The sequence below is a fragment of the Mycobacteroides sp. H003 genome (genome assembly GCF_001440135.1).
GTDB classification, from domain to species: domain Bacteria; phylum Actinomycetota; class Actinomycetes; order Mycobacteriales; family Mycobacteriaceae; genus Mycobacterium; species Mycobacterium gwanakae.
The window spans coordinates 1-12,458 of sequence record NZ_LJYL01000015.1; the positions used below are offsets into that span (position 1 = coordinate 1).

General features: G+C 63.8%; 12 protein-coding genes and 1 pseudogene. 1 reads left to right on the top strand and 12 read right to left on the bottom strand.

All coding sequences use genetic code 11. The features are described 5' to 3' along the window. The 8 genes from AOT87_RS10575 to AOT87_RS10610 form a co-directional block, all read right to left on the bottom strand. A partial coding sequence (locus tag AOT87_RS10575) for a DUF6779 domain-containing protein (protein WP_109398577.1) occupies nucleotides 1–1,015 on the bottom strand: 1,015 nt, incomplete at its 3' end. Between the two features lie 70 nt (nucleotides 1,016–1,085). Further along, nucleotides 1,086–1,553 (bottom strand): DUF3180 domain-containing protein, encoded by a 468-nt coding sequence (locus AOT87_RS10580; protein WP_057967194.1) that lies wholly within the window; start codon nucleotides 1,551–1,553, stop codon nucleotides 1,086–1,088. Further along, on the bottom strand, nucleotides 1,553–2,089 hold the full coding sequence (gene folK / locus AOT87_RS10585; protein ID WP_057967195.1) for a 2-amino-4-hydroxy-6-hydroxymethyldihydropteridine diphosphokinase: 537 nt from the start codon (nucleotides 2,087–2,089) through the stop codon (nucleotides 1,553–1,555). The genes AOT87_RS10580 and folK overlap by 1 nt, the downstream gene beginning before the upstream one ends. Next, complete coding sequence (gene folB, locus AOT87_RS10590; protein ID WP_057963926.1) at nucleotides 2,086–2,472, bottom strand: dihydroneopterin aldolase; 387 nt, start codon at nucleotides 2,470–2,472, stop codon at nucleotides 2,086–2,088. The genes folK and folB overlap by 4 nt, the downstream gene beginning before the upstream one ends. Continuing rightward, on the bottom strand, nucleotides 2,469–3,521 hold the full coding sequence (folP, locus tag AOT87_RS10595) for a dihydropteroate synthase (RefSeq protein ID WP_057967196.1): 1,053 nt from the start codon (nucleotides 3,519–3,521) through the stop codon (nucleotides 2,469–2,471). Before folP ends, folB begins: the two co-directional genes overlap by 4 nt. After that, nucleotides 3,518–4,132 (bottom strand): GTP cyclohydrolase I FolE, encoded by a 615-nt coding sequence (gene folE / locus AOT87_RS10600; protein ID WP_057963928.1) that lies wholly within the window; start codon nucleotides 4,130–4,132, stop codon nucleotides 3,518–3,520. Before folE ends, folP begins: the two co-directional genes overlap by 4 nt. 1 nt (nucleotide 4,133) lies before the next feature. Beyond that, nucleotides 4,134–6,404: an ATP-dependent zinc metalloprotease FtsH gene (gene ftsH, locus AOT87_RS10605; protein WP_057963929.1), complete on the bottom strand. Its 2,271-nt coding sequence runs from the start codon at nucleotides 6,402–6,404 to the stop codon at nucleotides 4,134–4,136. A 161-nt stretch (nucleotides 6,405–6,565) separates the two neighbouring features. Then, a complete protein-coding gene (locus AOT87_RS10610) occupies nucleotides 6,566–6,994 on the bottom strand; it encodes a hypothetical protein (RefSeq protein WP_030095826.1) in 429 nt (142 codons plus the stop codon). A 205-nt stretch (nucleotides 6,995–7,199) separates the two neighbouring features. On the opposite strand from AOT87_RS10610, the pseudogene AOT87_RS10615 reads away from it, so the two are divergent. Further along, nucleotides 7,200–7,721: pseudogene (locus AOT87_RS10615) on the top strand (substrate-binding domain-containing protein); the annotation flags it as partial. Between the two features lie 89 nt (nucleotides 7,722–7,810). On the opposite strand, the gene AOT87_RS29035 reads toward AOT87_RS10615, so the two are convergent. From AOT87_RS29035 to AOT87_RS10630, 4 genes are read right to left on the bottom strand one after another with little or no spacing between them, the layout of a single operon-like run. Beyond that, nucleotides 7,811–8,173 (bottom strand): DUF4333 domain-containing protein, encoded by a 363-nt coding sequence (locus tag AOT87_RS29035; protein ID WP_198528404.1) that lies wholly within the window; start codon nucleotides 8,171–8,173, stop codon nucleotides 7,811–7,813. Between the two features lie 7 nt (nucleotides 8,174–8,180). Continuing rightward, nucleotides 8,181–8,663: a hypothetical protein gene (locus AOT87_RS10620; RefSeq protein ID WP_057967199.1), complete on the bottom strand. Its 483-nt coding sequence runs from the start codon at nucleotides 8,661–8,663 to the stop codon at nucleotides 8,181–8,183. A gap of 39 nt (nucleotides 8,664–8,702) precedes the next feature. Then, nucleotides 8,703–11,093, bottom strand: a complete 2,391-nt coding sequence (locus tag AOT87_RS10625; RefSeq protein ID WP_057967197.1) for a hypothetical protein — start codon at nucleotides 11,091–11,093, stop codon at nucleotides 8,703–8,705. 57 nt (nucleotides 11,094–11,150) lie between these two features. Then, nucleotides 11,151–12,143 (bottom strand): hypothetical protein, encoded by a 993-nt coding sequence (locus tag AOT87_RS10630; RefSeq protein WP_057970101.1) that lies wholly within the window; start codon nucleotides 12,141–12,143, stop codon nucleotides 11,151–11,153. Nucleotides 12,144–12,458 lie beyond the last annotated feature (315 nt).

Below are 12,458 nucleotides of genomic sequence, written 5' to 3' on the forward strand. Positions count from 1 at the left end.
GGGCGTTCCACTCCGGGGCGGGCTCGTTCCACACGGGCTGGGGGACAACCTGCTCCGGAGGCGCGATGGGCTGGGGTGTCGGATCCCAGTCCTCGCCGTCGGCCGCGGCATCCCAATCCTCTTGTCTGGCAGCCCAATATGCTTGCTGCACAGGCTCTGCAGCGGGCGGTGCCGCCGGAACCGCGGGCTCCGGCTGCGGCACCGGGGACTGGGCCACATGCGGCTCCGGCTGCGGGCGCCAATGTGTACCGGATGAGACCGGCTGTTGGTACGGCTCCGGCTCGTGAGGTTGCGCGGCACCGTAATACGGAGGCGCCGGATACGGCGGCGTGGGAGGCGCCTCCGCCTCATCGACATGATGGGGATCTTCGGCGACATCGATGATCGGGTACTCCGATGTCCGGTTGTCCTCTTCGACCGCGGTCACGTCCTGGTACTCGGCGGCCGGCGCGGGTTGGGGCTCGCGGACGGAGTGGGTGAATGCGGCAGCAGGTGCGCCCACGTTCGGTGCGGGCTCGGGCTCGGCTCCCGGCCAGGGCCCCAACGCGCGAATCGGGTCATGCTCGATCGCCGGACGCTCACTGAGCTCGGTGTTGAAGAGGATCTCCAGATTGGTGCGCAACGCGGCAAGCTCGGCACGCAGGGTCGCGATCTCATCAGCGGCCTGCGCCTCGATCTCCCCAGCCAGCTGCTGGCGCAATCTGCTCTCAACCGTCAGCTCGTACTCGCGGCGCGCCGAAATCTCCCGCTCCAACTGCAGGTCGTAAACCAGCTTCTGGTCGCGCACCTTCGCCTGGTCGGTATCGCTCTGCCGGCGGTAGGTCAGCGCGGCGAATGACGCGATGACCGCGGCCCATAACGCCAGCAACAAGCCGACGCGTAAATAGATGGCCTTATCGGTGAAAACCAGGGCGATCCCGGAACCGATCGCCAGCACCAGCAACGCGGTCAGCAACGCCCACCCGGGGCGACGGCTGCCACGCCGAGGCTTCGCCGCTCGGGTCGGAATCGTCATGGGGGTGACTGTACCCGGACAGTGCAGTGTGCTGGCCGACCTCGAATCGGCGATTCGACATGGGCGGGTGCTATCGGGCGGGGGTCGCGGGCGGGTCGGGTGGCGACTTACAGCAATGCTGTAGCCACAGCCCGGCGACCACGAGCGCCAACGCACAACCGGTGGCGATCACTACGCCGAATGTGTCCGCCGCCGCCGCGGCCAGCTGCGCGCGCCGCGGCAGGATGTAGACCAGCATCGCCAGCCACCATCCCGTCATCAGCGTGCCGAGCCATGCCGAGGCCTTCGCGACCACCACTGAACGTGCCACCACAAGCGCCGGCAAACGTCCCGTGCCAACCCCGATCTCAGCGTCAGTGACCTTGTTGCGGATGTAGAACGCCCAGCCACCCTCGGCGATCGCCAGCGCCAACAGCGAAACACCCCCGAGCAGCGGGATCGGCGGCAGGGAACCGTAAGCCACTGAGACAAAGAAAAAGCCGAGGATCGCCGTAACGGCACCCCCCAGCAGCAGTTCACGGATCCGAGTGGGCCCCATTACGCAGCCGGACCAGTCAGAGTGCCATCCACACGGCGGACGCCGGCACGTTCGGCTTCGGACAGACTTGCCACCAGCTCGGCAACCGGACGGAGCCGCCCCTCGACCGTCAGTGCGGCCTCCGGATCGAGCGCCAGCCACGGCACCAATACAAAGGCGCGCTCGTGCGCGCGGGGATGCGGCAGTGTCAGCTCTACGTCCTCGGAGAGGATCTCGCTAGCCACTGCGGTGTCGTCGACATCCTGTCTGCAGCTGATCACGTCAACGTCGAGAGTCCGCGGGCCCCAGCGTTCCGCGCGTACTCGCTGCGCAGACTGCTCTAGGCGATGCGCCACCTCGAGCCATTCCCGCGGTTCACGCCCCTGCGCGATGACCACGGCATTCAAGTAGTCAGACTGCGGAACCGGTCCCCACGGTGCGGTTTGATACACCGGTGAAACGCCGATCACATCCGCGCCCAGCGCGTCGACGACCAATTGCAGGTGCGCGAGCCTGTCACCGAGATTGGATCCGATAGACAGCACCGCGCGGGTCACTGCGGTGATCCCCCGGGCCGCGATCTCCGGGAACGGCGGGCCACCACCGCAACATCGCTGAACGTCAACGGAATTGGCGCATCGGGCTTGTGTACCACCGCCTCCACTGCGTGAACCCTGGCATCGGTCATCACATCGTCGGCGATCGCACCGGCAACCGATTCGATGAGATTGCGCGGCGGACCGGACACGATGGCGGCCGCCCGCTGGGCCAGTTCCCCATAGTCGAGGGTGTCGGTCAGCTGATCCGTGGCCGCCGCGGTATCGAGGTCCAGCCAGACGGTTACGTCTACCGAGAACTCCTGGCCGTCGCGACGCTCGTGCTCGAAAACTCCGTGATAACCAAAAACTTTCAGGCCGCGCAACTCGATGCGGTCGGTCATTTCGTGCCGCCCTTGGTGCCGCGCTGGGCAACCTCACGACGCCACTTGCCCCCTGCGGTCTTACTGGGTTCGGGTCGAGCGGTCCGCACGGTCACCTCCATGGTCACTTCGTCCTGAGCGATATCGGTGGCGGGCGTGGGTTCGGGCTCGGTCTGCTGTTCCGGGTGGTGCTCGCGCCCCTCTTCCTCGTCCTCTTCGATGGTCTCGATACCGCCAGTCTCCCAGGCTCGCACCACCTTCAGCGCGTCCATGGATGCCGTGACGTCGTGAACCCGCACACCCCATACCTCATGAAGCGCGCCGAGCGCGGTGATGACGGCCGTTGCGGTTTCACGCCCGTCGGCCGGACGCTCCACGCCGTTGAGGTCGGTAAGTAGCGCACCCAGGAATCGTTTCCGGGAGGCGCCGATGAGAATCGGATAACCCAGCTCCTGTAGGTCCGGAATCGCTTGGAGTAACAGCCAATTGTGGCGGGCTGTCTTGGCGAAGCCAAGACCCGGGTCAAGGATCAGCTTGTCCTGAGAAACCCCGGCCTTGAGCGCGACCTCTACCGACTCGATGAGCTCGCGCGAGACATCGGCAACCACGTCACCGTAGTTCTTAGCACTCGATGTGTGTATGAAATCCTTTGAACGCCAATGCATCAGAATCCACGGCAAGCCCAGACTCGCCATCAGCGGGGCCATCTCCGGGTCTGCCCGGCCGCCCGAGACGTCGTTGACCATGTTCGCGCCCGCCTCCACCGCGGCGGCCGCGACCTCGGCGCGCATGGTGTCAACGCTGACGTTGATCCCATGGCTGGCAAGCTCTTTGATCACCGGGATGACCCGCTGCATTTCAATCTTCTGCCTGATCGGCGTCGCGCCCGGCCGCGTCGACTGCCCGCCGACATCGATGATGTCGGCGCCCGCAGAGGCAAGCGCCAGCCCGTGCGCCACCGCATCCGATTGCTTGATGAATTGCCCACCGTCAGAGAAGGAGTCGTCAGTGACGTTGACGACTCCCAGAATATGGGTCAATGCGGGGGTATCCGTCACGCCGGCGATCATGCCCTCATCATCAGGTCGAGAACCTCGGCCCGCGAGGCGGCGTCAGTCTTGAACTGGCCGCGCACCGCGGAGGTGGTTGTTGTCGCTCCGGGCTTGCGGACGCCGCGCATGGCCATACACAAGTGCTCGGCTTCGACCACGACGATCACCCCGCGCGGCTCCAACTTGCGCACCAACGCGTCGGCGATCTGTGCCGTCAATCGCTCCTGCACTTGAGGCCGTTTTGCGTAAAGGTCAACCAGCCGAGCGATTTTCGATAGTCCGGTAACCCGGCCATGCTTGCCGGGGATGTACCCCACATGTGCCACACCGTGAAACGACACCAAGTGGTGCTCACATGTCGAATACATCGGTATCGATTTCACCAGCACCAACTCGTCGTGCTGTTCGTCAAAGGTGGTGTTCAACACCGTATCTGGGTCGGTGTAGAGACCGGCAAATATCTCCTTGTACGCGCGCGCCACGCGGGCGGGCGTGTCCACCAGCCCATGCCGGTCCGGGTCCTCACCAACTGCTAAGAGCAGTTCACGGACCGCAGCCTCGGCACGTGCCTGGTCGAAGACGTGACCAGCCGGCTGGCCGTTACGCTCGGCCGTCTCGGGCGAGTTCATATCAGCTCTTGCTCTCGCTGCCCTCATCCGGAGCCGGCTGCTGATGCGGAGTCGGCACGGGATACGGGTAGGGCTGCGGGACATGCGGTGGGTACGGAGCGTGTCCCTGCGGCGGGTAACCCGGCTGCGGGTACGGAGGCTGCCCCTGGGGCGGCCAGCCGGGTGCATACCAGCCCGCGGGTGCACCATAGTTGGCGCCCGACGGCTGACCCGGATGACTTCCTGGCGGAACCGGTTGACCGCCTTGACCATTCGGCGCAGACTGCGCCCCATTCGCGGGCACCGCAGCGGCCGCCTGTTCGGCGATGGCCTTCTTGAACGCGGGCTCGGGGACCGGAGGAGGCCAGGGTTCACCACGTTCGATGGCGAGCTCCCCCGGGGTCTTGATGGGGGGCTTATCGGACGGAATCCGGCCTCCGAAGTCGTCGAACATGGTCAATCGCGGACGACGCTGCACGTCCTTGAAGATCTCCTCGAGATCCTTGCGGACCACCGTTTCCTTCTCCAGCAGCTCGCCGGCCAACGTGTCCAGCACATCTCGGTACTCGGTGAGGATGGCCCACGCCTCGGTATGCGCGGCTTCGATGAGATTACGTACCTCCTCATCGATTTCGCGAGCGACCTCGTGGGAGTAGTCCGGCTGCGTGCCCATGGTGCGTCCCAGGAACGGGTCGCCGTGTTCGGTGCCGTAGCGCACGGCGCCGAGCTTGGCGCTCATGCCGAACTCGGTGACCATGGCGCGAGCCTTCTTGGTGGCCTGCTCGATATCGGACACCGCGCCGGTGGTCGGCTCGCGGAATACGAGCTCCTCGGCGGCGCGGCCGCCCATGGCGAACACCAGCTGCGCAATCATCTCGGATCTGGTGGCCAGACCCTTGTCGTCCTCGGGTACCGCGATGGCATGCCCGCCGGTACGCCCGCGCGCCAGGATGGTGACCTTGTAGACCCGCTCGATATCTGGCATCGCCCACGCCGCCAGGGTGTGCCCGGCCTCGTGATAGGCGGTGATCTTCTTTTCGTGCTCACTGATGATGCGGCCCTTGCGGCGCGGACCGCCCACAACCCGGTCGACGGACTCCTCCAGCGCCGCGGCCGTGATGACGGTGCCGTTCTCACGTGCGGTGAGCAGGGCGGCCTCGTTGATGACATTGGCCAGGTCAGCACCAGACATACCCACGGTGCGCTTGGCCAGCCCGTCGAAATCGACGTCGGGGCCGAACGGCTTGCCCGCCGAGTGGACCTTGAGCACGGCCTTGCGGCCGGCCAAATCGGGGCTCGACACCGGGATCTGCCGGTCGAAACGACCGGGGCGCAGCAGCGCCGGATCGAGGATGTCGGGACGGTTGGTCGCGGCGATGAGGATGACGCCCTGCCGGTCGCCGAAGCCGTCCATCTCGACCAGTAGCTGGTTGAGGGTCTGCTCGCGCTCGTCGTGACCGCCGCCCAGACCCGCACCGCGCTGGCGGCCCACGGCGTCGATCTCGTCGACGAAGATGATGCAGGGGCTGTTCTGCTTGGCCTGCTCAAACAGGTCGCGAACACGCGAAGCACCAACGCCCACAAACATTTCCACGAAATCGGACCCGGAGATAGTGAAGAACGGCACTCCCGCCTCGCCAGCGACCGCACGCGCCAGCAGCGTCTTACCGGTACCCGGCGGGCCGTAGAGCAGCACACCGCGCGGGATCTTCGCCCCAAGCGCCTGATACCGCGACGGGTTCTGCAGGAAATCCTTGATCTCGTAGAGCTCTTCCACGGCCTCGTCGACCCCGGCCACGTCGGCAAAGGTGGTCTTCGGCATGTCCTTGGACAGCTGCTTGGCCCGTGACTTACCGAAACCGAAGCCCATGCCGCGACCACCGGACTGCATGCGGCTGAACGCGAAGAACAACACCACCAGCAAGATCACCGGCAGCAAGTACAGCAGCAGCGATCCCAGGATGCTGCCCTGGTTCACCGTTGTACTGACGGCCGCACCCTTGCCGTTCAGCTTCTCCAGCAGCGGCACCCCATACCCGGTCGGGTACTTGGTAATGACCTTGTCCTTGCCCTCGGTATCACCGTTGCCGGCCTTGAGGTCCAGCCGCAGCTGCTGCTCACGGTCGTCAATACGAGCGCTCTTGACGTTGTCGGTGTCGATCTGCTTGATCGCGACCGTGGTGTCCACGGGTTTGTAACCGCGGGTGTCGTCGCCGAAGTAGAAGAACGACCACCCCAGCAGCAGCACCACCACGATGACGCCCAGGGTGCGAAACACGTTTGTCCGGTTCATACAGCGTCGGCCGCGGTCAGCGGCCCGGTCCTTCCGTCGTCATGGGGCAGGCCATAGGCATACGTAATGAACTCTCAGGCTACCTCACCTGCATGTTCGCATCTGTGGCGCGCACTACGCCGAGGGAGAAAACGGAGGTAGTCCCCAGGCTCAATACGGGGCTAGGTGTTGAACAGGCTGATATGCAGGTAGACCTCATCGGGTGACCTGACATCTTGGACGATGGTGCGATAAACCCATGGCTTCTCCACATGGTCTTGGGCCTCTTTGACGTTCGTGGCGCCCGACAACGGCGGACCTGCGATCACCGTGAGGGTCGCGGGGTTCTGCACCGGGCGGAACAGCCCGGTGAACTTCGAATTCCGCAACATCATGTCCACATCCCGTGCCGTGGCCCGCAGCACCACCGCATAGAGCGTGTCCTGGAAGTGCGTTCGCCTCACTTTCAGGACCGCGACACCGTCCGGGACGTCAATCCGCCCGAACGCCTCGGCCTCGGCGAGCGGAACCTCGACCGGGTCATCACCGAATGTGAATACCGAGCAGCCAGCTAACAGGGCGCAGAACATCACCCCCACCAATACCCGCATGTTCCCCCTTTCACACCCCTCAAGTGCCTGCTCAGGCCGCCAGAGCGTGATCTTGTTCACGGTACTATCCCCCGAGCCTCACGACGCGGGCACCAGGTCTGCGTGCGGCCGAGAACGAAGAGGTCCAGTCATGCCTGGTCGCCACAGTGAACGCAATCGCAGAAGACAACAGTCTGGCCGCACGAGTCTGCCCAAGTGGATCGCACTGGCGGTAGTCGCCATCTTGCTCGGCGGGCTCGGGTTCTTCGCATACAAGAAATTCTCCGGACGATGCGCAGACGTCACCCCCTTCACGGTGGCCACCGACCCGGCCATCGCGGCGGCCGTCTCGAAGGCAATTGGCGGCGCGAGCGCCAAAGAAATCGGCTGCACAAAACTCACCGTGGAGGCGAAACCGTCCGCGGCAACAGCAGCGGCGCTCGGCAAGCCCGGAGGTGCGCCCGCATTGTGGCTCCCCGATTCGTCCATTTGGCTGGCAAGGCAGATGCGCGCCACCGGGTCCCCCTTGGATTCGGCGAGTCAGTCGGTGGCCCGAACCCCCGTTGTGGCGGCCGCCAAGCAGGGCGAAACGCCGACATTCGACTCCTGGCTGAGCGTGTTGAAGCAGCCCGCCCTGCGGATTGGTAATCCACTCGAAGACACCGTGGCGGCAGGCCCGGTGATGGGCGCACTCGCCGAGGCCGAACAGGGAAAGAGCGATCCCAACGCCATCACGGCGGCCGTGCTTGGTCAGCGAAACAGCGATCGCGCTGACATCAAACACCAACAGCAGCGCACCCAACGCCGCACGGATGTTGGCTGTTACCTCACCGCAAGTTACTCCGGGAGTGGGTGGTCGTCGACCTTTATACGGAAGTCGACCTTATCTCCCTCGACCTTTGAGACGGTGAGGGTCAGACCCGCTTTCTGCCCGTCCTCGCTCATCACGCATCGCTGGGTAGCGCCCACGGTCGCATCAAGAGGCCCCTCGCATACAACCGACTCCACCTTGCCACCAAATTGAGCTTCAAGACGCTCGGCCGCGATCTTTCCAGCCTCTTCTTTCGGAATCTGTCTTACGGATGAGGTCGGTGGTGTTTCGGCCGTTACCGTTCCTGCATGCCATGTCGACTTGACTGAACACCCTGACACCACAAGGGCGGTCAAGATAAGAGCTACCGATGCCAGCCTGTATTGCATTATCGCCCTACTCGCTTTCTTTCACGAGGATAGAATCGAACAGCTTCCTGAAATCCAGTGCACAATCTTCAAATACAGACTCTGGCGCTGTCAAAAGGAAACTCAAGACACGTGATTTGAATCCTGGAAAAGTAACCAAAATCTCACTCTGGATTATCGCAACACGATCACCTTGAGGCACCTTGGTCTCGAACGAGATTTCTTGACCGTACATTTCGGGGTCACGGTCGGAGATGAACTCACCACGACGAAGCCGAACCTCATCATAGGTGTCGGCCACAACTGCGCGACGCGAGGAAGCGAGCACCTCCAACGACGTTTCTACATCGGGGAGTTCCACGACCGAGATTAAGATCTCTGGCACAATCGGCTGGCCAGCTTCGCTGTCCCTTGTGACGCAGAGAAAGGTATCGCCACGCCGGGCCTGCTCAAGGCTCACGCTCCAGCCAACAGGAGCGTGGCCTTCGAGCCCAATTTCAAGAGTGGTCATTTCCACCTCCGCCTGTCGATTCATTCGACTTTAGCAACTTCACGGACCGAACACCGAGGGGATTCCGCTGGATATCCATTGACCAGCCGGCCCCAAGGCGCCCTGGATGAGCTGGGGCACATTCACAACCCCTTGTATGGTGCTACCAACCTCGACCTGCCGCCACGCCGTAGTCAGGGGCAAATTTACGTAGAAATTGCCACCACCAAGATTTTGAAATGTAGTAGTAGCACCGATAGGCGTGCCAGTGGTCGCACCTGTACTAGCACTGGGGCCCACTTTCAGCGTATTAGTGATAATGCCCTGAACGCCGGGGCCCGATATTAGGTTCTTGTTCTCAAGATTGTAACCTGCAAATGCTTCTGCCTTGGGCAGCACGGGCTGCGGGCTCTGCGGATTCAACACCGCCGAAGCCTCTACCTCACCACCCAGCTTTTGCTGGAATGTGCTTTCGAAGTTGTATTCCCCCATGGTCGCTTTGCCAATAGAGACGGGATCCTTGTTTTGTAGGCCGTGCCTCCCCTCGATTCCGAGTTTCTGGCTGCCGTCCGGAAAATTCTTGTTAATTGGTTTCAATTCGCCAGTGATGTCCCAGGGCTTCTCCTCAGGAGTTCCCTGCTTAGAGGCGCCCTTGATCTTCTTGGGATCCTTGGGCGTCTCCTGAGTTTGCTGCGTCGACGTTGGGGTTTGTTGAGTCTGCTGATTTTGCTGGGTCGACGTCGGGGTTTGTTGAGTCTGCTGATTTTGCTGGGTCGACGTCGGGGTTTGTTGAGTCTGCTGCGTGGCCTGCTGCGTGGTCTGCGGCGCCTGCTGGGTCTGCGTGGGAGTTTTAGGCGCTTGCTGAGTCGCTTGTTGCGTGCCCTGTTGCGCAGCCTGCTCGCCGGCTTGTTGCGACCCACGACGAGTCGCCGCCGACGCCAGATCCGTCGGGTCCATCGGGCTGTTGTCCTTATTCGGCAGCCCAGGGTCTTTCTGCGGCTGCTGCTGACCCGGTTGGCCCTGGTTTGGCTGGCCCGGCTGCTGACCGGGCTGGCCCTGAGGCTGCTGCGTGCCGGGTTGTTGCGGCGCCTGCTGTACCGGCTGCTCGGGCGCCTGCTGCGCCGGAGGCTGTTGCCCGGCAGGGTTCTGTGGCGCCTGCGCGGGCTGCTGCGGGGCCTGGGGTGCTTGCTGCACCGGGGGCTGTTGTGGCTGAGCGGGCGCCTGCTGTACCGGTGCTTGGGCGGGAGGTTGGGCGTCGGGTTGCCAGGGTCCGTAGTTGGGTAGCGGTTCGCCATGGGCGGCGCGTTGACCGGACATTTGTGGGCCCATGTTTTGGGAGCCTTGCTGGCCGCCGCCTTGGGCGGGGTTTTCGTTGTAGATCGAGATTCCCGAGTTTTGGTTCAGGGGCGCCTGGTTGATGCCGCCTTGATAGTCGGGTTGCTGGGCGGGCATGTCCGGTGGTCTGAACTGGCTGCCGCCCCCAGGAGGACCGTCAAGGCCGCCTCCGCCGCCGCAATCCGGTGGGCAGGCGGCACGCGCCAGGGGTGCGGCGCCGGGGCCGGTGTAATCGGCCGGGGACGCCAGTCCAAATCCCATGGCGCTAAACCAGATGAGTGCGATGACGGCGCCGCCGGCCTGCATCTGCCCGAGCGGGCTGGTTCCGCCGCCGCTGCTGCCGTGGGTGTGGGCCCAGGTCCACCACCCTGATAGTGCTTTCCACCACCACGTATTCGCGAAGAAAGCCACGGTCAATATCGCAGCAATGGCCGCCAAGGCAGCCATCGGGTCGTCGCCGGAAAGCCACCCCGACACCCGCGGAACGACGTACCCGGACAGGAACACCAGCGCGACCCCGCCGGCGAGCAGGGTTAAGCCGAGGCCAGGGTGACTGGACCAAAACAGCGCCCATCGCTGCTGCTGGCTGAGGTTGTGTTGGCGTTCTCGGGCGCCTGAATTGGCGAAGATCAGCGTGGCAAGGGTTTTGGCGCCGCCGAATAGCAGCGCACCAGAAACAGCGATCAGCGCCACAACCACCAGCTGCGAGATCAACGTCCACTCGGTCGCGCCGCCGGTGCCGGTGATGTGTGTCCACCAGCTGGCGGCGTGTCCGCGCATCACCCACCAAATACCGCTGGCGCCAATGACGATTCCGGCCGTGGCACGCACAGGGGCAGAAATACTAGCCAGCGGCACCAAGGCTGCGGCAGTGACCGGGGCCAAGGCACGACGCAGCAAGGTGATGCCCTTGCCCAAGGCAGTAAACGCCAAGCACAGCAGCATAACCCAGCCAACCGACCCCACCGCACCGCCACCGGGAGTCAGCACGTGCAGGCCCCACACCCCCGCAGTCACCAAGGCGGCCCCGATAATCCCGGCACCGACGCCGGTCAACTCCGGCGCTCGCAACGGCGCTGCTGCGGGCAGGGTCTGCGTGGGCGCATCCTCATTCATCGACAAGATCCTTTTCCCCGGAATTGTGCTGCGAAAAGTGCTGTGTAGGTATACATGTCAGGCTCCCGTTCCTGCGGCCGTGGGACCGGGAACCATGTTTTCTTTGGCCCAGCGGGTATGCCCGTTGGCCGCTGCTAGACAACCCTCGTAGTCGTCGCCGTCGTGCCCGACCGCTGTGACACACGCGTTCGTCAGATCAGCCATAAACGTGTTCTCACACGTCAAGGCGCTGGTGCGGGCGGGGGCCGCGCTCATGCACGCGGCCAGCCGGACGCAGGACGGCACGAAATCAGCAGCTGCGCCAGGGGTTCCATCGTTGTCGGCGCCGCGGAATTGCGGCGGACCGGACACACACCGGCCATCCTTGGCGACCGGCGGACGCTGAGGTCCCTGATCACCCTGAGCCACGGTTGGGCTAGCGGTGGTGGCGCGGTAGGCCACGGTGATCGTGACGGGAAAATTGAGCAGCCCAACCTCGCCGACGTTCAGATTCACATCCGATTGCTGATACAGATAGCTTCCCCCGATGGACGGTGTCACCGAGATCGAGTTTCCGGCGCCGTCTTTCGCCTCAGGAATGCTCAGCGCGCCGATAATCGCCGCGGGCTTGCCCGGAGAAGCGTCAGTCTCAACCACCACCGCTTGAGCGGCTTGGCGCAGATGAGTGCCCTCCGGATACCTCACCCCTAACGTGAAGTCGCTCGGCGAGATGAAGGTTTTGCGGATCATGCGAATATCCGCACCACCGCCAGCATCAGGAATCACCACATAGTCGACAGGGCCTGACCCGTACGCAGCCGCACCACCCTCACCCCAATTAGCAGCGGTCAAGGCTCGTTCGTTGGGCAGGTGAATGATGACTTGCTTACCTGGCCAAGCGGTCGCGGCGTGCACACCATCGGACGCGATCGGAGGCACCGCAGCCACCGAGCGCTCACGCGGCTCAGCCAACGGCCGCCCCATGCCGTTGCCCATGCCCAGTCCTGAATTCGTACTGGTGCGCGCACCACCGATGAACGCATCACGCGGTAGCGAATCAGGTTGAGGCACTGCCAACGGCGGCGGAGCCGGCGCAGGCGGGCCTGGAGTGGCCGGATCAGCTCCGGCTCGCCAACTGGCGCCTGCGGCCAGCAGTACCGTTGCCGCCACGGTCAACACGGCCTTCGTCATAGCGACGAAAGCGACGTAAGCACCCGGACGCGCACTGGACGCACAGATAGGTTGCTGGACAGCAGCACTTGCATGCAGACGGCGGCAGGTGATCACCCGCACCGCCATCTGGGCCATAACCGCCATCCTCCGCAAGTTAATAGTTTCCCACCACTGGGTCACACGCGGTATCCAGCCACTCAATAGAGGCCGTTT